Source organism: Spirochaeta thermophila DSM 6578 (genome assembly GCF_000184345.1).
GTDB classification, from domain to species: domain Bacteria; phylum Spirochaetota; class Spirochaetia; order Winmispirales; family Winmispiraceae; genus Winmispira; species Winmispira thermophila.
This window is the reverse complement of the sequence record NC_017583.1, coordinates 1083066-1103912: the sequence shown is the minus strand read 5'-3', so window position 1 is coordinate 1103912 and position 20847 is coordinate 1083066. Positions and strand designations below refer to the sequence as shown.

The 20847-nt window shown below is 59.1% G+C and carries 18 protein-coding genes, 1 tRNA gene and 2 pseudogenes; 10 read left to right on the top strand and 11 right to left on the bottom strand.

The window, feature by feature from the left end; translation table 11 throughout:
• Positions 1 to 70: 70 nt before the first annotated feature.
• The gene (locus SPITH_RS04970; protein ID WP_245523454.1) at positions 71 to 1321 is read left to right on the top strand and encodes a UPF0164 family protein; all 1251 of its coding nucleotides are present in this window, start codon (positions 71 to 73) and stop codon (positions 1319 to 1321) included.
• Here SPITH_RS04970 and SPITH_RS04965 read toward each other — a convergent pair.
• Positions 1318 to 2055, bottom strand: coding sequence for a hypothetical protein (locus SPITH_RS04965; RefSeq protein ID WP_245523453.1), 738 nt, complete (start codon positions 2053 to 2055; stop codon positions 1318 to 1320). The genes SPITH_RS04970 and SPITH_RS04965 overlap by 4 nt on opposite strands.
• A 25-nt stretch (positions 2056 to 2080) precedes the next feature.
• A complete protein-coding gene (locus tag SPITH_RS04960) occupies positions 2081 to 3010 on the bottom strand; it encodes an ankyrin repeat domain-containing protein (RefSeq protein WP_014624607.1) in 930 nt (309 codons plus the stop codon).
• 93 nt (positions 3011 to 3103) lie between these two features.
• On the opposite strand from SPITH_RS04960, the gene SPITH_RS04955 reads away from it, so the two are divergent.
• Both SPITH_RS04955 and SPITH_RS04950 read left to right on the top strand, forming a co-directional pair.
• Complete coding sequence (locus SPITH_RS04955; protein WP_014624606.1) at positions 3104 to 4618, top strand: hypothetical protein; 1515 nt, start codon at positions 3104 to 3106, stop codon at positions 4616 to 4618.
• 23 nt (positions 4619 to 4641) lie between these two features.
• Positions 4642 to 5418 (top strand): YesL family protein, encoded by a 777-nt coding sequence (locus tag SPITH_RS04950; protein WP_041624018.1) that lies wholly within the window; start codon positions 4642 to 4644, stop codon positions 5416 to 5418.
• An 18-nt stretch (positions 5419 to 5436) separates the two neighbouring features.
• On the opposite strand, the gene SPITH_RS04945 is transcribed toward SPITH_RS04950, so the two are convergent.
• The 3 genes from SPITH_RS04945 to SPITH_RS04935 all read right to left on the bottom strand — a co-directional run bounded on the left by SPITH_RS04945 (position 5437) and on the right by SPITH_RS04935 (position 7024).
• Positions 5437 to 6123 (bottom strand): queuosine precursor transporter, encoded by a 687-nt coding sequence (locus SPITH_RS04945; protein WP_014624604.1) that lies wholly within the window; start codon positions 6121 to 6123, stop codon positions 5437 to 5439.
• A gap of 63 nt (positions 6124 to 6186) precedes the next feature.
• Positions 6187 to 6909, bottom strand: coding sequence for a fumarylacetoacetate hydrolase family protein (locus SPITH_RS04940; protein ID WP_014624603.1), 723 nt, complete (start codon positions 6907 to 6909; stop codon positions 6187 to 6189).
• Between the two features lie 43 nt (positions 6910 to 6952).
• Positions 6953 to 7024, bottom strand: a tRNA-Val gene (locus SPITH_RS04935).
• Between the two features lie 311 nt (positions 7025 to 7335).
• Between SPITH_RS04935 and SPITH_RS12935 the strand changes: the two are divergent.
• The 7 genes and pseudogenes from SPITH_RS12935 to SPITH_RS04900 all read left to right on the top strand — a co-directional run bounded on the left by SPITH_RS12935 (position 7336) and on the right by SPITH_RS04900 (position 15556).
• Positions 7336 to 8657: pseudogene (locus SPITH_RS12935) on the top strand (transposase).
• A 743-nt stretch (positions 8658 to 9400) separates the two neighbouring features.
• A pseudogene (locus SPITH_RS04925) lies at positions 9401 to 10644 on the top strand (IS256 family transposase).
• A gap of 200 nt (positions 10645 to 10844) precedes the next feature.
• Positions 10845 to 12443 carry a citramalate synthase gene (gene cimA / locus SPITH_RS04920; RefSeq protein ID WP_014624601.1) on the top strand — a complete coding sequence of 533 codons (1599 nt, stop codon included), beginning with the start codon at positions 10845 to 10847 and terminating at the stop codon, positions 12441 to 12443.
• Positions 12440 to 13603 (top strand): AAA family ATPase, encoded by a 1164-nt coding sequence (locus tag SPITH_RS04915; RefSeq protein WP_014624600.1) that lies wholly within the window; start codon positions 12440 to 12442, stop codon positions 13601 to 13603. Before cimA ends, SPITH_RS04915 begins: the two co-directional genes overlap by 4 nt.
• Before the next feature lie 51 nt (positions 13604 to 13654).
• Complete coding sequence (locus SPITH_RS04910; RefSeq protein ID WP_014624599.1) at positions 13655 to 14281, top strand: MotA/TolQ/ExbB proton channel family protein; 627 nt, start codon at positions 13655 to 13657, stop codon at positions 14279 to 14281.
• Entirely contained in the window at positions 14278 to 14685 is a 408-nt protein-coding gene (locus SPITH_RS04905) for an ExbD/TolR family protein (protein WP_013313727.1), read from the top strand. The genes SPITH_RS04910 and SPITH_RS04905 overlap by 4 nt, the downstream gene beginning before the upstream one ends.
• Positions 14686 to 14689: 4 nt before the next feature.
• Positions 14690 to 15556, top strand: coding sequence for an energy transducer TonB (locus SPITH_RS04900; protein WP_014624598.1), 867 nt, complete (start codon positions 14690 to 14692; stop codon positions 15554 to 15556).
• Here the strand turns inward: SPITH_RS04900 and SPITH_RS04895 are convergent.
• From SPITH_RS04895 to SPITH_RS04870, 6 genes are all read right to left on the bottom strand, one after another.
• Positions 15553 to 16176, bottom strand: coding sequence for a hypothetical protein (locus tag SPITH_RS04895; RefSeq protein WP_014624597.1), 624 nt, complete (start codon positions 16174 to 16176; stop codon positions 15553 to 15555). The two genes, SPITH_RS04900 and SPITH_RS04895, sit on opposite strands and share 4 nt — an antisense overlap.
• An 8-nt stretch (positions 16177 to 16184) precedes the next feature.
• The gene (locus tag SPITH_RS04890) at positions 16185 to 16517 is read right to left on the bottom strand and encodes a hypothetical protein (RefSeq protein WP_013313724.1); all 333 of its coding nucleotides are present in this window, start codon (positions 16515 to 16517) and stop codon (positions 16185 to 16187) included.
• Between the two features lie 3 nt (positions 16518 to 16520).
• Positions 16521 to 18434 (bottom strand): FapA family protein, encoded by a 1914-nt coding sequence (locus SPITH_RS04885; protein ID WP_425358084.1) that lies wholly within the window; start codon positions 18432 to 18434, stop codon positions 16521 to 16523.
• 38 nt (positions 18435 to 18472) lie between these two features.
• A complete protein-coding gene (whiG, locus tag SPITH_RS04880) occupies positions 18473 to 19261 on the bottom strand; it encodes an RNA polymerase sigma factor WhiG (protein WP_014624595.1) in 789 nt (262 codons plus the stop codon).
• Between the two features lie 6 nt (positions 19262 to 19267).
• The gene (locus SPITH_RS04875; RefSeq protein ID WP_014624594.1) at positions 19268 to 19888 is read right to left on the bottom strand and encodes a hypothetical protein; all 621 of its coding nucleotides are present in this window, start codon (positions 19886 to 19888) and stop codon (positions 19268 to 19270) included.
• A 94-nt stretch (positions 19889 to 19982) separates the two neighbouring features.
• Positions 19983 to 20846, bottom strand: coding sequence for a MinD/ParA family protein (locus SPITH_RS04870; protein WP_013313720.1), 864 nt, complete (start codon positions 20844 to 20846; stop codon positions 19983 to 19985).
• Position 20847: the final 1 nt, after the last annotated feature.

The window sequence follows — 20847 nt, the reverse complement described above, 5'->3', positions numbered from 1 at the left end:
AGTATACCACCCCTTCCACATCCTCACTGCACTGGAAGAACCTCCCCCGATGAAGTATATTGAATATGGAATGAAACACCCACTCCTGTATACTCTCATCCTTCTCCTTATCGGCACAACGCCCACGGCCCTTTTCCCGGAAGAATTCTCCACCACCTACGGCAACATCGCCGAAACCCTCTCCTCCCTCTCCGATCCGAACACCGGGCTCACCATATTCCCCTTGCTCAGCATCCCCATAGGCGGAGAATACCAGGCCATGGGTACCGCCTACACCGCCCTCACCCGTCACGCGAGCTTCATCGACGCCAACCCCGCCGCCTCCGCCGCGCTCCCTCTCACCGAACTCGCGCTCTACCACAACGACTGGATCGCCGACACGAACATAGAAGGCGTCGTCTACACCATCCGCTTCGACGACCTCGGCATCGGCGCTGCAGGCAAGTTCCTCTACGTCCCCTTCACCCAGTACGACGCCTGGGGCAACCGCCTCGCCACAGGATACTACAGCGAGACCGTGATCGGCTTCAACGTGGCCTACAACTTCTTCTCTTCCTATGATTTCTTCGGCATCGCAGCAGGCATCACCCCCAAGATCGCCATCAGATCCATCCCATCGGTCTTCTACGCCGACCAGTCGGCCCTCGCCTTCATGGCGGACATAGGGATTCTCACCAAGGTCAACTTCCTCAAGTTCTACTCCTCCCGAAACAGGAACCTCTCTTTCGGACTCGTGATCAAAAACCTCGGGATCGAGATACTCGCCCCCACGAAGGAACCCCTTCCCACCGCTCTCACCACAGGACTGGGCTACTCACCCATACGACCCCTCACCATCGCCTTCGACTTCACCCTCCCCTTCAACCTCATCCCCGACGTACCCGCCGAGGCCCCCTTCTACGCCACCGGGGTGGCCCTCACCCTCACCGACTTCCTCACCATGCAGACGGGCCTCCTTCTCAAAGGAGGCAATCCCCGCATCTCCATGGGCACCCTCTTCACCATGAAGGACCTCTCCATCCAGACCACCTATGTGCTGGACATGACCACCCAGTTCGTCCCCCTCGACAGGCTCAGCGTGAACCTCACCCTCAACCTCGGCGACAACGGGAGGGCCGCACTCCAGGCCGAAGTCGACCGCTACTATCTCCAAGCCCTCGAAGCCTACGCCCGGGGCGACCTCGAGACCACCATAGCCCTCTGCGAGAAGGCCCTCGCCCTCGACCCCGACTTCACCCCGGCACGAAAGACCCTCCTCCTCGCCGAAGAGAGCCGCGAGCTCCAGAAACGTATGCTCGAACTTCAGCAGATCGAAGGCTAACGCCCGTTCACACCTCCCCTCACTCCGCCCGGCTCCTCGATCGCCACGTGGAGGAGGAAGAAAGGCCCGTCCTTGCTCTGAAGGACCTTCCGCACCCTGCGTGACAGGCCCCCTCCCCCCGCCAGATACGAACGGAGACTCCTGCGCACCAGCTTCCACGAGAACGAGGCAAACCTCCCACGGAGGAACGCGTTCAGATCCGAGAGAAGCCGATCTTCCGTGTCCGACCGATCCCTGAGAAGGAGACTCGCCTCCTCCAGGGCATCGGGCCCCTCCTCCTCGAGCCGCCAGAGCGCCGACTCCACCTTCCTGAGGAAAGGATGCTCCTGGAACCGGATCCCGTCCACCTTTTTCCTGAGCCGCGCCTTCCGCTCGAGCACCTCGAACGACCTCAACTCCCTTCTCAGCAGAAACACGAACGTCGCCACCGAAAGTCCGAACGCAACCACCGCCTCGTCCACCACCGGGAGCGGATCCCTGATGGCAAAGGCAAGGACGAAGTAGCTCACAAGGAACACGAGAGCCGAGAGGAGAAAACGTACCACGAAACGGTTCTCCTGCACCCACTCCTTCACCCCATCATCGACGAGCCCGTAGAGGTGGTTCCTGAAAGCCGTGAGCGCCGAGACGTCCGGCTCGTTCCCGAGGAAGCCCTCCACCTCGACCGTCTCGAGGAGGAAGACATCCTCAGGCCGATTGAACGGATGGAGGAACCGGCTCGAGCCGTCTTTCATGAGGAGATGGAAGATAGGGGATACGTCACGCCTTCTGGAAGTCATATTCCCTCTCCTTGATCTTCCGTGCGAGATCGTGATAGCGGAAGAGCTCTGCATACCTGCGGGCAGTCATCCCGAGCGAATCCCTCAGCGTGACATCCGCGCCCCGGTCCACCAGCAGCTCGGCGATATCGAGGGCCCCCTGACCGATGGCAAGGATGAGCGCCGTCTGCCCGTTCTTGCTCTGCACGTCGAGGTCCGGGTCCTCCTGGAGGAGACGCACCACGATCTCCCTGTTGCCGTCCGCGGCCGCATCCATGATCGCGGTGTTCCCCCTGTCGCCGGAGACCGCATTCACATCGGCCCCGTGAGCGAGGAGCAGGTTCACCATCTCGAGCGATCGCACCCTCACTGCATGACAGAGGGCCGGGACCCCCTTTCTGTCGCACGTATCGGGAGAGAACCCCAGGAGGAAGAACTTCTCCAATGCCTCGATCCTCTCCTTCTTCACGCACTCCATGAACCCTTCCGCGGAGAGGGGAATGTCCTGCTCCTTGAGGAAAAGCCTCGCCTTCTCCTGTTCCTGTTCGGCCAACCACTCCTCTTTCCCACGAAGGAACGCCGAGCGTACCCCCTCCAACGAGGTGATCCCCTCGATGCTCCGGAGAAAAGGAGGGACGTGCACCCTCCCTTCGAGCACGAGATAGTAGACGTATCGGGTCTTGGCCACGCAGAAACCGGCGAGGAAGAACAACCAGGAGAGATCGCCACTCCGCTCGTCTATGGAGGGGGGGACGACCAGAAGGATGTGCGTACTCGCATTGAGCACGCCGAGGAGCCTGTCCGCCGCATCATCCTTCCACCAAGGATGGATCCTGTAAGCCGCTCCCGAGATGCCCAGATCCTTCATCACCCTGAGCACCTTCGTGGCAATCTCCTCGTCCCCCGGGTGAAAGAACACCGCCACTCTCATACCTGACATTCCTGCTCTCACATTCCACATTACTGTAAAACGCTCGGCTGTGCAAGTCTTGAAGAACCTTCACCTTTTCCCTAGGCTTCCCCCATGGAGTCGTTCATCACGATCTTCCTCTACTCCTTCCTCATCGCCCTTCCGCTCCTCCTCATCCCCCTCCTCATGCGGTTCCTGGTGAGCACCGTGGTCCTCCTGAGGGCGAGGAGGAAGTTCTTTCCCCTGGCGGAGTCCCGACTGGAGACGGGATGGAACGAGGAAGACCGGATCCTCCTTCATAAGATGGAACAGTACATCCGAGAGAGAATAAAGACCTACTCCCTCCTTCCGTTCAACCTCCTGCAGGACATCAAGGAACTTCTCCTCACCATCGAAACGCACTACCACCCCGACATCGAACGGTCACGAACTCCCCGGACCCTCCGCTACTCCTTCTCCATCAGGAGACTCCTCGAATGCACCTACCTCGCCCTCGACGACCTCATCCTCAGGAGCAGGAAGACCCTGTGGTTCTCCACCATCAAGAGGATCAGGCTCATCTGGTTCTACCGCACCCGTCACGTCCAGGCCTTCTACTCCGCCCTCATGAAGTGGAAACCGATCAGGATACTCTGGAGGAGCCGCATCCTCGGAAAGATCATCGCACTCACCTTTCTCCTCCTCGCCTTTCCGGTGATAGGACTACCGGCGATCCTCCTCTACAGCATACGCTCGACCGTCTCGAGTCTCCTCATCGAGGGAATGTACCGGCTCTTCTACGCCTCCCTCCTCTACCAGATCTCCTACTACGGCCTCTTCCTCTACGGTCGGAAGAACCCCCTCATATCCGATCGGATAGAGAAGCTCTCTCCCCAGACCCTACGCGAACAGGCGAGGCGCATAGAGGAGCGACTCGCCACCTTCTGGAAATCGGAAACCACCCCCATCTTTCCGGAGGCTCTCGAGACCTACCAGCGCACACTCAAGGAGATAGGACTCCCCGAGGACCCCGTGTTCACCCACAGGGAAGCTCCTTCGTTCTTTCAACACCTCTCCACCACCCTGCAGTCCCTCCTCCACTCCGCGGGCAAGGCCTATCAAGAGATGATCATCCCCCCGCAGGAGAGCCGCTCCTATCTCGACGAACTCCTCCTCATCTACTCCCGGACGGGATCCCTCTACGCCCCCAGCGGAGTGGAACCCCTCTTCCACATCAGGATCGGCCACCTGCTCACAGGAGCACACGCCCTCTCCGTGCTCCTCCTGAGTCTCCTCTACGGCATCCCCGGCGGGAAATTCCTCTCAGGAAGCATCACGGTGGAATTCATCGTGGGTGTCCAGGAGACCATACAACGTCCCCCGGTGAAGACCGCCATGGACGTGGTCACCGGCAACCTCAGACAGTTCGGTCTCCTCCGAAAGGTGGGCATCCTGCGGCAAGGCATACAAGGGCTTAGGAGACTCGGTCACGTGGTCACGGAGTTCGTCCTTCCCCCCGCCTTCAGGTTCATCCAGGACGTCTTCCGCCAGGAGATATACTACAGGACGGGGAGACTCCTCCTCTATACATGGGAGGAGAGCTCCCTCAAACACCCGCCGCTCGCCCTCTTCGACCTCTTGCCCCGGTGAGCCCTACCCTCTATAGTAAGACCATGATCGGTTTTCTCATCAAAAAGGCATTCTTCGACACGTGGGATCATCTCATCACCGTGGTGGTGCTCAACCTGGGTTTCCTGCTCTCCTTCGCCATCCCGACCGTGGTTCCCGAATGGGTAAGCCCGCTCGGCCTTCCGGTGGTCACCGCCGTGGTGGTGGTAGGGCTCGTCATCACCTTCCTCTATCTGGGCATGCTCGCCATGGCCGCGAAGGAAATCGCCTTCTACCGCACCCCCTCGTTCGACGACCTCCTCTCCTACCTCACGCACACCTGGAAGGGGTCCCTCGTCTTCGGCGGCCTCACCGCCCTCGCAGTGCTCATCCCCTTATTCTTCTTTCCCTTCTACGCATCATGGGGAGGCGCCATAGGATTCATCGGCATGGTGATCCTCCTGTGGGCCCTCATCGGGTGGTCCCTCATGAGCGTGTGGTTCTATCCCCTCCTCTGTCAGATAGAACCGAAGGTGAGGAAAGTCCTCAAGAAGTCCTTTCTCCTCGCCTTGGACAATCCGGGCCTGAGCATCGTCTTGATCCTCTCGACCCCGGTGATCCTCTTTATCTCCATCTTCACCGCCCTCCTCGTCCCGGGACCTGCCGGCCTCATGGTATGGCTCCAGGATGCTCTCAAGCTCCGTATGTACAAGTACGAGTATCTCGAGGCGCACCCCGATGCTGACCGAAAGAAGATCCCATGGGAGACCCTCCTCATTGAGGAGAGGGAACGGGTCGGCAAACGGACCCTCAAAGGCATGTTCTTCCCGTGGAAGGAGTAGTATCCTAGAGACCGAGCACTACTCCTCGGGGACGAGATCTCGTCGCTTGAGCCAGACGGCAAGATAGAGGAAAGGCGTGTCGAGGGCAGCCACGATCCACTTGAACAGATACGTGGTGACGGCTATCTCCACCACCACCCCAAGCGGGTACACCCCTGCAAAGGCGAGGAACGAGAAGATCGCGCTGTCGAGGAGCTGACTCACCATGGTGCTCGCGTTGTTCCTGAACCAGAGCCAGGAAGGGAACCGCTCCTTCCAGAAGTGAAAGGCCCACACGTCGTGGAACTGGGAAACGAGGTAGGCCACCAGGCTCGCAAGGACGATCCTCGGCATGAGGGAGAAGATCGCCTCCAAGTGTTCCTGCGAAAAATCGTCCGGCCCGGGCACGAACCAAAGGGCGAACTGGGTGAGCACGATCATACCAAGCAGGCTCACGAAGCCCATCACCACCGCCTTCCGCGCCTCCCGTGTACCGTAAATCTCGGAGAGAATATCGGTGACGAGGAAGGTGGAGGCATACACGATGTTGCCGAGGGTGGCGGTAAGCCCGAAGAGCGTGATCGTCTTCACCACCTGGATGTTTGCGATGATCACGCTCACCGGAATCCATAGGAAGAGCCCGGCCTTCCCCATCGTCCGGTAGAGGAGAATGACGAACACAAAGGTGAAAACGAGCATTGCACACCAGAGGAGTTCGTTTGTCATGGAAGGCTCCTTGTTTTGGTGAGGCGGGTTGCTGCGACCGCCGTATCCGCAACGCGGATACACTCAGGACGTTTCCGCCACCACAGGGTTGCGGAGTACGCCGATTCCCTCTATCTCCACTTCCACCACATCCCCTGGATGGAGGGGACCCACCCCCTGCGGGGTGCCGGTGGCGATGATGTCCCCTTCCTCCAGGGTCATATGACGGGAAATGAAGGAGATGATCTCAGGGATCCTGAAGATCATGTCTCCCGTGGACCCGTCTTGGACCACCTTACCGTTGAGACGACACTGAATCCGAAGGGCGTGGGGATCCGGGATCTCCCGAACGGGCACGATCACGGGGCCGATGGGGCCGAAGGTGTCGAAAGACTTGCCACGCCACCAGCCGGACTTGTCCCGCTTCTGGATGTTCCGTTGGCTCACGTCGTTGAAACACGTGTAGCCGAAGATCACCTCTGTGGCCTCCTCAGGAGGGATGTTCCTGCACTCCCTGCCGATGATCACCGCGAGCTCGGCCTCGTAGTCGGTGCGCTCAGGATCGTCTGGGGTCGCATAGCGGCTCGCCATCGCAGGGAGTACGATCGCATCCTCGGGTCCGACAAGCACATTAGGGGTCTTGTTGAAGAGGATGGGCTCCTCCGGCAGATCCTGTGATTTCACTATCTCAGCGGTGATATTCTCTGCAATATGCTCCCTGTAGTTGAGTCCCAGGGCAATGATCTTGGAGGGACGGAGGGTGTAGGTCTCATTCGTCCCCGCAACGGGTAGCACGACCTTCTTCATGGGAGGCCCCCTTGTCACATGAAAAATCCCCCTCACGGGGGGATGGGCGATAGTGGATTTGAACCACTGACATCCTGCTTGTAAGGCAGGCGCTCTCCCACTGAGCTAATCGCCCATGGACGTATCGACGTCAAGGCCGATAGTAGTATGAACAAAACCATATGTCAACACGATCGGCTCTGCGGCTCTGTGTACTGCGCCCATTACGTCAAGACAAAAAGGGTAGAAGCCTTTTGCGCTGTTTTCACGCAACGATAGGTAAAGACATTACAAGCGGGTGGGGATTTATTTTACCCCAAAAAAGCGGTCCAACGGTGCGATAGAAGGGGAAAACGAGGTCGGAGTTGAAAAATTGACCCCAAAAAAGAGGGCCCCCGGGTTTTTCCATGATAGAATCATGGTAGCAGAAAACCGACGGAGGGGCCCATGGCAAGTATAGCACAGAAATCACTTTTTTGCTGGCACGATGTAGAAGCATTGGGGGATTTACATCGGCTTCGGCTGGTGTTGGAGAACCTGCCGGATGAGGAACTGATGCAGCAGCTGGAACAGAGGCGGGGGAGAGGCCGGAATGAATATCCGGTACGGGCGATGTGGAACTCGCTCGTTGCGGGGATAGTGTTTCAGCACCCGAGCATCGAGCAGCTACGCCGGGAGCTCTTGCGGAACGGGCAACTGAGGGACCTGTGTGGATGTGATCCTACCCGGGGAAGCGATGCGGTACCCAGTGCCAGCGCGTACAGCCGGTTTCTTTCCACCTTGAGGAAGCGGAGTATCCGGGAAGCACTGGTAAGGGTGTTTACCAGCCTGGTGGATCAGTGCTACCGGGAGCTGCCTGGATTTGGGCGGCGGCTGGGAGCCGATGGGAAGGGGATAGCAAGCGTTGCCCGTCGAAGGGGGAAGGGTGCCGGAGACCGGCGAGGGGAGCACGATGCGGACTGGGGGTGTCATGAGTATGTGTATCAGAATGAACGGGGGGAGGTACAGAAGTCGGTAAAGAAATGGTTCGGGTTTACGGTGCACCTCCTTGCGGATACAGCGTATGAACTGCCGGTGGCCTTTACGGTGAGTCGGGCCTCAAAGCACGAGGTGCCGGTGATGCGAAAGCTGATTCGGTCCCTGGATCGCCATAGGCCGCATATACTCAAGGCGGCGGAAGTGTTCACGGCCACCGGGGCTATGATGATGGCACGTTGATAGATCTGTTGTGGCACGAGCACCGGATCAAACCGGTCATCGATATTCGCAACCTGTGGAAAGATGGAGAACAGACCAGGCTGGTCCCGGGGACAAGAAATGTGGTGTATGACTACCAAGGGACGGTGAGTTGTGTCTGTATGGCCACGGGGACGCAGCGGGAGATGGCCTACCGGGGATTTGAAGAGAAGCGGGGCACGTTGAAGTACGGCTGTCCTGCGGTGCACTATGGGTATGAGTGTGCAGGCAAAGCCTCCTGTCCCTTGGCCTCCTGTATTCGGATCCCCCTCTCCACGGACCGCAGAGTCTTCACGCCTCTCGCCCGATCTTCGTATCGGTGGAAGCGGGAGTATGCCAAGCGAACGGCCTTGGAGCGGATCCACAGCCGGCTGGATCGAAGCTTTAGCCTGGAACTCCACACGATCCGGGGGCAGGAGAAACTGTCGGTTCACCTCACGCTGGTGTTTTCTGTCATGAGTGCCCTTGCCCTGGGACGAGTGCGAGAGAACCAGCCGAACCAGATGCGCTCCCTGGTCAGGCCTGCGGCCTAACGAGCGGTCTTACCGAAACCGATCCCCCGTATCCACGTTCCCTTGAGGAATCCTGAGGGAAGGTGTGTCCAGTTCGGATACAGAACCGCCGTGGTGGAGTGAACGCGAGCAAACCATCGTGCATAGTGTACCGTTCTGAGTACTATTCCGGATGAGAATACGGTAACGTTGACACCCTAAGCAGGCATTACAGCGCGTTGTTGCCCAGGATTCCCGTTGGCTTACTAAAAAAAGCAGTACAGCGCAAAAGGCTCCTACCCTTTTTGTCTTGACTTAATGGGCGCAGTACACGTTATGACCTCTTTCCACATTCTAGCTCCCTCACCCTGGTCCTGTCAAATTTTTCCCCTCCCGCTATGAAAAAACATGCATACCCGTCACGTCGCTTCACCTCACACCAGGCTCCACTCCCTCTCTCCCGGAACATACGAAGCTACCATATGTGAGAGCCCCACCGAGACCAACCTGAGGATACCGAACACCACCTCCCCCTTATCCTTGCCTCCAGAGGCTCAGCATCCTCAAGCTATAGCTTCACCCTCCCCTCCAGTCGAGACCGAAGCCCCCTCCACATCGGCTATCACACGGTACCTTCGACGCGTGGAAGACAACCCCCTACCCATCCAGAGAACCTCAACATCCCTCCTCACGGGACTGTAACATCGAGTGTTGAAAAAGGCGGGGAAAAAAGATAAGGGGTATCTCCCACCACACTAATCCTTTTTTCAAGGAGGAGATACCCCATGAAGCGTGGTAACACACGCACACTGATTGAGACACAGTATACCCTCTCTGATCTGATGAAACAAGTGGAAGACCAGCTACGGGAGGAGGTGCGCCACACCTACAAGACGTACCTGGAACACCTCCTTGAGACGCTGAGAGAGGAGGCAGTAGGACGACCACGATATGCACGAGGGGAGGCTGAGAAGGCACCGTACTACCGGTACGGCTACAGGAAATGGAAGACCGTGCAGACCCCCTGGGGGCCGATCGAGGATGTACGCGTGCCCCGCATCCGCACCGGCGGGGGGAAGGAGGTGAAGCTGGTCGCCTATGAGCAGAGGCTCGTGGCCCTCGCCGAGCAGCTCCTTCTCGGGTATGTGGGAGGGATGAGCGCGCGGAGATATGCCATCCTGTTACGGGAGCTGGGGATAGGCGAGGCTCACCCGCAGACACTCCTGCGGCTCATAAAGCGTCTTCGTGAGGAGAAGGAGCAGTGGCGGAGGAGGTCCCTTAGAGGAGTGAAGGCCCTTGTGCTGGATGGAGTGTGGGCAAAGAGGCGTGGGAGGGGTCAGAAGAAGCTGGTTGTCCTGAGTGCCGTGGGGGTGAAGGAGGACGGATCTCATGAGCTCCTCGACTGGGTCGTTGCGGAGCAGGAGGACCAGGCGAGCTACGAGCGACTCCTTACCAGGCTCTATGAGCGAGGGCTTCATGAGGTGGAGCTGGTGGTGGCCGATGAGGCTGAGGGGATCCGGCAGGCGGTGGAGACGGTGTATCCTGAGGCGAAGAAGCAGGTGTGTCTGTGGCACCTGCAGGGTACGCTTGAGCAGAAGCTCCTGCAGGACATGGGGGAACGGAAGGGGAAGAACGCAGACCTCCAGAAGGAGAGGCGAGCTTTTCGAGCGGAGTACTGGAAGCTCTTTGAGGCAGGAGGGAAGGAGGACGCAGCACGTGCGTTGGAGGCATTCGTGAAGAAGTGGGCGGCGAAGGCTCCCCGGATGACGGCCTCCCTCCTGTGGCGGAAGGACCGGCTTTTCTCCTATCTGGAGTTACCCTATGAGTGGAAGGAGAAGGTGAGGACGAGCAACCTTGCGGAGAACATGTTTCGGCACATGAGAAGCTTTCTGCGGAGGTATCCTGGGTATATGAGTCGTGCCCATGCGGATGAGGTGGTAGGCCTCTACGTGGTGGGCATGCAGGTGATACAAGAGGTGGGGAGACGCACCCCTACGGGCTCCAGCTCAATTTCAACACTCCTCCTTGACAGTGCCGCGCCTCACGCCACCCTTGACTTTTTCTCCATCCTACTCTACAAGAACTACAATGATGTGGAGAAATGCATCCACCGGCATCATCATCCTCATTATCAGCTCGCCCTGAGGGCGGGTGGTGATGCCTCTGGGTGCACAGCCAGCCGTCCTCTCGGGTCGAGGGGACGGCTCATTTTTTATGGAGGAGTGAACCATGACCCATGAGCAGAAACCCTTCGTCGTGATCTACGACACCACCCTCCGGGACGGCATGCAGGGGATCGAGATAACCTACACTGTCGAGGACAAGATCCAGATCGCCCACAAACTCGACGAACTGGGGGTCGATTACGTGGAAGGGGGGTTCCCCCTCTCCAACGAGAAGGAGGCGGAGTTCTTCAGGAGGGCACGAGATGAACACTTCGATCACGCAAAGATCGTGGCCTTCGGGTCCACCAGAAAGCCGGGCCGGAAGGCGGAAGGAGACCCTCACATCGAGGCCCTCCTGGAGGCGGAGACCGAAGCCGTCATCGTGGTGGGTAAGGCGTGGACGGAACACGTGACCAAGGTGCTCAAGACATCCCTCGAGGAGAACCTCGAGATGATCTACGACTCCATCTCCTACCTGCGCTCCAAAGGGAGGATCGTGTTCTTCGACCTCGAACACTTCTTCGACGGGTACAAGGCCGACCCCGACTACGCCCTTAAGGTCCTCAGAGCAGGGACCGAGGCCGGGGCCGAGTGTCTCGTGGTCTGCGACACCAACGGCGGCACCCTCCCCCACGAGGTCGCGGAGATCATGGGGGCCCTCCCCCAGAAGGAACTCGCCCCGCTCGGGGTCCACTTCCACAACGATACGGGGAACGCCGTGGCCAATTCCCTCATGGGCATTCTCTCAGGGGCCATCCACGTACAGGGAACCATAAACGGCTGGGGTGAACGGTGCGGCAATGCCAATCTCTGCAGCATCATGCCCACCCTGCACTACAAGATGGGGTATCCCATCACCGCAGGGCCGCACCTCACCAAGCTCACTGCGGTCTCGAGGTTCGTAGCGGAGAAGGCGAACATCATCCCCGACAAGAGGCAGCCCTATGTGGGAGAAGCGGCCTTCAGCCACAAGGCCGGCCAGCACGTGGATGTCCTCCTCAAGGCCGAGCACCTCATGGAGCACATGGACGCCTCGCTCGTGGGGAACGAACGACGCATCCTCATCTCGGAGCTCGCGGGCAAATCCACCATACTCAAGAAACTCTCCCGTTACGGTTCCTTCACGAAGGACTCCCCCGAGGTGGAACAACTCACCCGACTCCTCAAGGAAAAAGAGGCCGAAGGCTACGAGTACGAGGCGGCGGAGGCATCTTTCGAGATCCTCATACTGAAGACATTGGGGCTCTACAAGCCGCTCTTCGAGTTCGACAACTATCACCTCGAATCATTCAAGGCCGGCTCCGCCGACTCCAAGACCGTGGGAAAGCTCTTCCTCTGTGCCGAGGACAACGAAGTGATGGGGGCTGCGGTGAAGGTGGGACCGGTGGAGGCCCTGGACGCCGCACTCAGGGACGCCCTCCTTCCCTACTACCCCTTCATCGAGGAGATCTCCCTCACCGACTACCGCGTACGCGTCCTCAACCCGGAGAGGGCCACCGGTGCCAGGGTACGGGTCTTCATCTCCTCCCGTAACCACAACGGCCATACCTGGGACACGGTGGGCGTCCATGAGAACATCATCGAGGCCTCGTGGCAGGCCCTGGTGGACAGCTACGACTACTACTACAACATCTTCGTCCTCAGTCAAAGGAATACGCAATGAAGAGACCCAAAGTCATCTACATCACCGGATTCAGACAGCACGCGGGCAAGACGATCACCGCGCTCGGGCTCATCGGTCTCCTCCAGAAGAAATGCCCCCCCGAAGAGCTCGGCTACATGAAGCCGGTGGGACAGGAGCTCGTCCCCTTGGAGGACGGGACGATGATCGACAAGGACGCCCGTATCCTCCAGGAATTCAGCGGGATCCCTGACCTCGATCCGCGCGTGGTCTCCCCGGTCAGACTCGGAAGCGGGTTCACCAAGGAATTTCTCGATTCTCCCAACAGGAAGGCAGAAGAGGAAAAACTCACCAGGAAAGTCCTGGACTCCCTGGAAGCCCTCTCCCACAAGAAGATCATCGTGGCGGAGGGAACCGGTCATCCCGGCGTGGGGGGCATCGTCGGCCTGTCCAACGCCCGCGTGGCTGAGATCCTGAGCGCGGAGGTCGTCTTCCTCTCGGGGGGAGGTATCGGGAAGGCTCTCGACATGCTCGAAGTCGACCTCCACTACTTCATGTGTCAGGGCGTCAATGTGAGGGGAGTGGTCTTCAACAAGCTCATCCCCTCGAAGATCGATCAAGTGCGCCACTACATCACGGAGGAACTCCTCCAGGAGCGGTTCCCCTTCTTCACCCCGCCCATCCGGATCCTCGGATTCCTCCCCATGGTGGAAGACCTCTCCAAACCCACCATGCACCTTCTCAGCACCATCTTCCCCGGTACCCTCGCCATAGGCGACGTGAACCGGGAGGAGTGGCACAGGCCGTGCGGGAAGATCATCATCATCACCCAGGACAAGGACCACCTCCACCCGGACCACTACCTCTCGGACCGGGCGCTCTATCTCATCGGCGCAGGTTCCCCGGACAGGGTGGCCCTCATCGTGGAGGCACACCAAAAGGCGGGAAAACCGATCGGAGGATTCATCCTCACCTGCGGGGACACCACACCTCTGGAGGACAGGACCGTCCTCACCCTGGAGCAGGAACACATCCCCGCCATCTACGTGCCGTTAGACACCGCCACCGTGCGGGAGAAGATAGAGGACGTGTACGAGAACCCGAAGCTCCAGATCCAGGACATCGGAAAGGTGACGAAGATCCAGGAGCTCTTCGAAGAATACTTCTTCTGGGACCTCTTTTGCGAGACAATGGACATATAGTCCTCTCCGCGATATACTTTGTCTCAAAAATCGTATGGGAAAGGGGGACCGATGCTCAATGTACTGATCAAGGGAGGGCCTGTCCTGTGGGCCATCATCCTTCTCGCCTTCATCGGCACCGCCATCGTGATAGAACGGATCCTCTACTTCAGGAAGATCCGGGTAGACGAGGAAAAGCTCTTCCGCAGGATAAAATCCTCCCTGGAAAAGGGACACTTCGATGAGGCGCTCTACATCTGTGACACCAACTATTCCCCCCTCAGCGTACTCATCAAGGTGGGGATCGAGCACAGGGACCATCCCGAGCACATCCAACGGGAGGTGATCAAGGACGCGGCGAACCAGGAGGTTCCGCGCCTCGAGAAGAACCTGTCGGGCCTCGGGACCATCGCCCACATCGCACCGCTCCTCGGCCTTCTGGGTACGGTGACCGGTACCATGAAGACCTTCGGCGTGCTCGGTCAGTTCGGCGCCGTCACCGACCCGGGCATACTGGCGACGGGTATCTCGGAGGCCCTCATCACCACGGTGGCAGGTATCCTGGTGGCAGTCCCCGCGGTCATCTTCTACAACTACCTGGTGACCAAGGTCAATCTCCTGCTCATCAAGATGGAAAACCAGGTCAACTCCCTCATCCTCATGATCAACGCGAGCAAGAAGCGGCAGGGGGCGTCATGAGACTGGAACGTCGGCTCAGCCCGCAGGTGAACGTAGATCTCACTCCACTCATCGACGTAGTCTTCCAGCTCGTCATCTTCTTCATGGTCTCCAGTGTCTTCAAGACCACTCCCGGGATCTCCCTCGAACTCCCCACTGCCGGGACAGCCGAACCACTCACCGTACAGGAGCTCGTGATCACCGCCATCGCGGAGGACGAGATCTACGTGAACGAGGTGAGGACCACACTTGAAGGCGTGGAGAAGCTCCTCGCATCCTGGAAGGACGAACATCAGGATGCCGAGATCCAGGTGATCCTGGAAGCCGACAAGGAGGCCCAGTACCAGCTCGTGATATCGCTCCTCGACGGTCTCCGGCGGCAGGGGTTTCAGGACGTGGGTCTCCGTACCAGGATGAAACGATAAGGCGATGAGGACCGATCTCAGACTCCGCGAAGACAGGAAGAGAGCCGCGCTTTCCCTCGCACTCACGGTGGCGATCTATCTCCTGGTCCTGATTGGGTTTTGGATAACCGGACTCCTGAGGCTCGAGGAACTCTCCGACGTGGCGGGACCTGTGAAGGTACACCTCACCACGAGGGGGCAGCAAGAGAGCCCCGCATCCACACCCCGTCCCCTCGAGACACCTCCACCACCATCCCCCGCCCCCACACCACTCCCCACCCAACCGCCAGCAGCGACCCCCACCTCCGCCCCCGCCACACCTCCCGTTCCTCCCACCACCCGACCCGCCGCTACCACGACTCCGAGCACCCCCCCGTCTCCCACGCCGGCGGTGATCACCGGGAGGGAAGAGGGGAACACCTATACACTCGGCTTCTCCGAAGCAGCAGGGAAAGTGGGGAGGAGCATCTACGTGCCGATCTATCTCTACATGCCGCTCCCCTCACAACTCCCCCGTTTCGTGGGTGAGAACATGGTGAAGGACCTTCGCTCGAAAGCCCTCTTTCTGCGCTACTACCAAGAGGCCGGTGGGGCCTTCTCTCTCGTCGAGCAACCTCCTCTCGATGACCGCCCTGACCTATGGGATGCGCTCAAGCGGGCCGGTTACGACATCGGTCACGCCGAATACAGACACAGACCGGGTCTTCGCCCCGTGACCATCCAATTCTCGGTGGATTCCCATACCAGGGGGAGCACCCTCCTCTCAGTGACCCTCGTGAGTTCCTCGGGCTACTCCGACATCGATGAAGCGGTCCTCTACGGTTTTTCCCGTGCCACCTTCTTCAACAACACCGACAGACCCATCAAAGGGTCGTTCACCTACCGCTTCTAGCGATCCTTGAGGAACACGGTCTTCTCGAGGGATATGATGAGATCCACCTCCCCCACCGTGAGTCCGAGCTCACGGGCGATACGCTCAGGAGGATGACCATTCCTGTAGAGGGAGAGGACCGTCTCCGAAAGAGGAGAGAGCCCCTTCTGGCTCTGCGGATCCCGCACGGAGTTCGGCTCCCGAGGAGAAGGGATATCTCCCTGTACCACGACGGGTTCATTCGGGGTATCGGATGAGCGTGTGGTACCGGCTGCATCCACCTCCCCCGAGGATCTCTCTGTCTCTGGAGGAGTGGTCCTGTCCCTGGGTTCCCCCGCCTCTCCGCTTTCAGGCACGGCGCGGGGCGCGAGATCCTCTGACCGCCGTAGCAGATCCTGAAGGACCTGGATACGCTTGTCGGCACGGTCCACGAGTTTCCTGAGGCCCGAGATCCTGTGCTCGAGGATCGAGACATTCCTGTCGGTCGTCTCGTTACAGCTTGCCAGGATCTCCTCGAGCTCCCGTCGCACCCTGTTCATGAACTCGAGCGTCTCCACTTTCTGTTCGATCTTCCGGTTTATGAGGAAGACCGACCACAGGGTCCCGCCGATGAGTCCACCAAGAAACCACAACCACTCCATATGTCACCTTACCCCAGGAGATCCACGTGGCGTCCGATGTCGGGGTCTTCCACGACTTCGGGTGAGGAAGAGGTCGCTCTACGGGACGCTTCCCGCTCCTCCTTCGACCGCCCCTTGCCCTGCCCCTGTTCGCGGCCTTTCTCCTCCTTCACTTTCTCCACCCCTTCCCCCACCTGGCGCGTCTCATTCACCGATCGGCTTTCCTGCTGCGCCCGCTTCACCAGCTCCTCACCCTGCACGGTCTGATGATGCACCGGTATCTCACGCACACCCCCCTGCTCCCGTCCAACCTCGTGGAGCCTCGTGAACATCGTCTGCAGGTCGATGGGATGGAGGGCCATACCCTACCTCTCGAGGAGATCCAGTTTGTCGAGATCCTCCGGTTCCTCGTACTTCGTCACCTTCACCATATTGGCCTCCGAGATGAACGTGACCGCCTTGAACTCGTTCTTCACCTGGAGCACCGCATCCCTGATGACGATCTTGACGCCCGGAAACACGGTCCCCGAAGCCGAGATCCTCCCCTTGGTCTTGAGCTGAGACAGATAGGCGCGGGTATCCTCTATCTCCTTCTGCAGGTTCTCCACCTTGAGGGAGAGCTCCCTCCGACGGAGGAGGAGCTCTTTGTACACCTTGAGTCTCTCCTCGGAAAGCTTCTGGGTCTTACGCTGGTTCTCGAGCGTTCCGAGGTTCAGCATGATCTCCTTGAGCTCATCCTGCAGTTTCTCGAGTTCCTGGGAGAGATGCTCCTCCTTTTCCTTCGCCCTGGGATCGTATCCCACCTCGAGGATCGTCTCTATGCCGCCCACCGAGCCGAGGTTCTTCGCCACGATCTCTTCCGTGGCGATGAGCTTTCCTCCTACTATACTCGCCCGACGACCATGGCAGATGATCTTCTTGTTCGCCGAGACCGTACAGTTTATGATCCCATCCGAGACGAGCACGAATTCCCCCGCCTCCACCCGCGCGTTCTCGATGAAACGGGAGACCACGTTCTTCCCGGCCCTGATGAGAGCGGCCGACTTTCCGGCGATCCCCTGGTGGACCACGATATCACCCTCTGCATCCAGCTCGCACTTTCCCACGCTCCCTTTCACCTCGATATTGCCGCTCGCCTTCACCGAGAATCCGTCCTCGACATTCCCCTTCACGATCACCGTACCGAGGAAGAGGATGTTCCCGGTCTTCAGGCTCACATCCCCTTCCACGGTGTACACCGGTTCCACGGTGATCTTTCCGCCCGTGATCATCACCTGGCCGTTGATCTCGGCCACCGCCACCATCCCATCCTCGGAGAGTTTCACATTCTTGCCCACGGGGATGGGCAGATCCTTCCCATCGCGTGCGGGGAGGAGTTTCCCCGTGACCGTCTTGCCGGGCACGCCCTTCCCGGGAGGGATCTTCTTCGCGAGCACCTGACCCGCCACTACGTTCTGGACGAGGTTGAGGTCCTTGTAGTCGACCCGTCCGTCGCGCTCCTTGAGACGGATCCGAGAGGGGTTGGTCTCGAAGTTGTACACGATCTTTGCATCCTCGCCATGCCGCGGCGGCGTCCCCTCCGCGATCAGTATCTCCTGTCCATAGCGCGGATTCCTCTCGAACTCCTCTATCACATCCTCCTTGAGACCGTATTCCACTCCGTTCATCTTGAGGAAATCCCGGATCATCTCCGCGGTGGGATCGGTACCGCCCTCCCGAGGGGGCTGAGCGAGGAGATAGGCCCTCATCTCCCCATCGGTTATGTTCACACTGAGAACCGCATCGTGTGCGGGATTGTAGCTGTGAGGAGCGATCCTCACGAACTGCCCGTCGGCCTTCCGTACCACCTTGCTCACGAGGTTCACGTCTACGGAGGCGTCCGTCCTCCGGGCGATCGCCTCGAGCGCCGCCCGTTCCGTGACCGGTTTTCCCTTCCCCTCGGGAGGGATCACACAGAGATACACACCGTCGGGGGAGAGTCTCACGAAGGCCTGTCCATCCCGATCCTTGGGAACCGGAGCCATCTCTTCGATGCCCAGTCCGGCTTCCTCTTCACGCACCTCTTCCTTCACCTTCTGTACCGCCAGGGAGGCCACGACGAGCCATGACTTCTTCCCCATACCCAGGAAACCGGACGATCCTTTCTCTATGACCTCATATTCCAGATCCTTTATCCTGCAACCGAGTTCTATCGCCGCCTCCTGGAGTGCCTCCTCCAATGTCTGGCCCGTGACCTGGACGAGTTTCCTCCTCTTGTCCTCTTCCAGTTGTGTCTTCATGTAATCACGGAGTTGATCAAGGGAAATCACCGGTCCCCCTAGAAGATACCTTTACGTATGTTCCTCAGCTTCACCCTGAGCCGGCTGATCGCCTTGGTATGGAGCTGAGACACTCTGGACTCCGTCACATTAAGGATAGCCCCGATTTCCTTCAAAGTCAAATCTTCGTAGTAATAGAGCACGAGGACCTTCTTTTCCTTTTCAGGAAGCTCTTTTATGGCTTCCGCCACCACCCGCTTTATCTCCTCGCGCTCCACGCGGGCGGCCGGATCATAGGCCTGGGGGGCTTCGAGCATATCCGCAATGGCCACCCGATCGTTCTCGTCTCCTGTGTACCAGAGTTCCTGCAGGGAGAGGATGGAAGTGGAACTGATCTTCTGGAGTGTCTTCTGGAGCTCACGCGAGCTCATATTCATCTCCCGGGCGAGTTCCTCGTCGGTGGCGGCCCTCCCCAGGGAACTCTCGAGCCTGTGGAGGGCGTCCTCTATCTCCTTGCTCTTCTGCCGTACCGAACGAGGGACCCAGTCCATTGCACGGAGTTCGTCGTAGATGGCGCCTCTTATCCTGGTGACCGCATAGGTCTTGAACTTCACATGCTTTTCGGGGTCGAATTTCTCGATCGCATCGAGGAGTCCGAACGTTCCGAAGCCGATCAAATCGTCGAACTCCACGCTGCTGGGAAGCCCCACCGCGATCTTTCCCGCAACGTATTTCACGAGTGGGGCGTACTGTTTGATGAAGTACTCACGGATCTGGGGATCCCTTGTCTTCTGATATTCCTTCCAGAGCTCGTCTTCTGTCCTCTGCGCCAGGCTGCGTTCATCCATGAACCATTACCCTTTCTCATCTTTTTTCAATAGGGTGCGTATCGCCTGAGCGATGACTTGTGGATCCTGATCCCCCATGCCTCCTCCGCCCCCCGAGATCGACTGAGAAGACTCGAATGACAGCGGATCCGTACCATCCTCCTCCGGGCCCTCCTCCTCGGCGGACACTTCTTCGAAGAAATCCTCTTCCAGATCATCGATCTCGGGGAACTCGTCGAGTCCCCCATCCTCCCGATCCGAATCGAGGGTGGAGGCGTCCGACATCCCTTCCCCGTGCTCCTGGCTTTCCCCCTCTCCACCCCTCTCCCCGAAGGATCGGACCGATTCTTCGGTATCATACTCCCTTCCGCTCCCCATCTGTTCCCCGGAAACCGTCCGTGGGGACGGGGAGGCTTCGTCCTCGAGCACGATATCGACCACGTGGTCCTGTTCCTCCTCCGATTCCTCAGGGAGCGGCGAAGGGGCGGGCTCCTCCCCCTGAACCAACTCCGGGAGGAACCGCCGCACCACCTCCCAGACGACGTACAGCACCCCGCCGAAAAGGACTCCACTTCCCAGCGCCCGGAGCATCGCCACCCCGAGAGGATTACCGGAGAAGAGTCCTATGAGGAGGGACAAGGCCGCCACACTCCCTCCTCCCGCCAGGGCATACGTTATCTTCATATAAATCCAACCGTTACCAGGTTAGACGAAAACGGTGCCTCCGTCAAGCAAAGCCCCCTCACCCCCTGCCGAGGAGATTCCGCAAAAAGCCTCCGAGTCCTTTCCCCTCACGGTATTCCACCTTCTCCAGTCTGCTCACGAGGTGTTTGACACATATGGAGGCCTTCCCCCTGGGATCGAGGACGATGAAGGGGCGTTGTTTCAGCACCGCATCCTGTACCGAACCGTCTTCGTACACGAATCCGAGATAGTCGATCTTCACGTTGAGGAACTGTCCCGCGATGGTGGTGACCCGCTCCGCCACCCGTCGTCCCTCTGCCACACTCTTCACCCGATTCACCACGAGCTTCAGTCCCATGTTGATGTTCTCTATCTCGGTCGCGATGATCTTGATGATCCCGTAGGCGTCGGTGATTGCGGTGGGCTCGGGGGTGGTCACCACGACCACATCGTCGGCAGCCGCCACGAAGGATATCACGTTCTGGGTCACCCCCGCGCTGGTATCGATGATGATGACATCGGCGAAGGAGAGTCCCACCAGTTCTTCGATGAAATGCTCACGCTCGTCGTCCGAGAGGTTCGCGATCTTCGCGAATCCCGATGCCCCTGCGATGATCTTGATACCGTACGGCGTATCGACGATGATCTCCTCCAGGGTCTTCTGCCGTCTTATGAGGTGATAGAGGTTGTACTTGGGGATGATGCCGAGCACCACGTTCACGTTCGCCAGGCCCAGATCGGCATCCATGAGTACCACTTTCTTCCCCAGCTGGGCATAGGCGATGGCGAGATTGGTGGCGACGTTGGTCTTCCCCACCCCTCCCTTACCGCTGGTCACGGCGATGATCCGTGTACGACTCTGCGAGAGAGGGACCATCCGACCTCGCATCAACTCCCGTAGAGATTCGGCCTGGTCTGCCATG

Excerpts from the sequence above, each read along its gene's own strand:
- SPITH_RS04970 (WP_245523454.1), top strand. The coding sequence starts at position 71 with ATGAAACACCCACTCCTGTATACTCTCATCCTTCTCCTTATCGGCACA.
- SPITH_RS04965 (WP_245523453.1), bottom strand. The coding sequence starts at position 2,055 with ATGAAAGACGGCTCGAGCCGGTTCCTCCATCCGTTCAATCGGCCTGAG.
- SPITH_RS04960 (WP_014624607.1), bottom strand. The coding sequence starts at position 3,010 with ATGAGAGTGGCGGTGTTCTTTCACCCGGGGGACGAGGAGATTGCCACG.
- SPITH_RS04955 (WP_014624606.1), top strand. The coding sequence starts at position 3,104 with ATGGAGTCGTTCATCACGATCTTCCTCTACTCCTTCCTCATCGCCCTT.
- SPITH_RS04950 (WP_041624018.1), top strand. The coding sequence starts at position 4,642 with ATGATCGGTTTTCTCATCAAAAAGGCATTCTTCGACACGTGGGATCAT.
- SPITH_RS04945 (WP_014624604.1), bottom strand. The coding sequence starts at position 6,123 with ATGACAAACGAACTCCTCTGGTGTGCAATGCTCGTTTTCACCTTTGTG.
- SPITH_RS04940 (WP_014624603.1), bottom strand. The coding sequence starts at position 6,909 with ATGAAGAAGGTCGTGCTACCCGTTGCGGGGACGAATGAGACCTACACC.
- cimA (WP_014624601.1), top strand. The coding sequence starts at position 10,845 with ATGACCCATGAGCAGAAACCCTTCGTCGTGATCTACGACACCACCCTC.
- SPITH_RS04915 (WP_014624600.1), top strand. The coding sequence starts at position 12,440 with ATGAAGAGACCCAAAGTCATCTACATCACCGGATTCAGACAGCACGCG.
- SPITH_RS04910 (WP_014624599.1), top strand. The coding sequence starts at position 13,655 with ATGCTCAATGTACTGATCAAGGGAGGGCCTGTCCTGTGGGCCATCATC.
- SPITH_RS04905 (WP_013313727.1), top strand. The coding sequence starts at position 14,278 with ATGAGACTGGAACGTCGGCTCAGCCCGCAGGTGAACGTAGATCTCACT.
- SPITH_RS04900 (WP_014624598.1), top strand. The coding sequence starts at position 14,690 with ATGAGGACCGATCTCAGACTCCGCGAAGACAGGAAGAGAGCCGCGCTT.
- SPITH_RS04895 (WP_014624597.1), bottom strand. The coding sequence starts at position 16,176 with ATGGAGTGGTTGTGGTTTCTTGGTGGACTCATCGGCGGGACCCTGTGG.
- SPITH_RS04890 (WP_013313724.1), bottom strand. The coding sequence starts at position 16,517 with ATGGCCCTCCATCCCATCGACCTGCAGACGATGTTCACGAGGCTCCAC.
- SPITH_RS04885 (WP_425358084.1), bottom strand. The coding sequence starts at position 18,434 with ATGAAGACACAACTGGAAGAGGACAAGAGGAGGAAACTCGTCCAGGTC.
- whiG (WP_014624595.1), bottom strand. The coding sequence starts at position 19,261 with ATGGATGAACGCAGCCTGGCGCAGAGGACAGAAGACGAGCTCTGGAAG.
- SPITH_RS04870 (WP_013313720.1), bottom strand. The coding sequence starts at position 20,846 with ATGGCAGACCAGGCCGAATCTCTACGGGAGTTGATGCGAGGTCGGATG.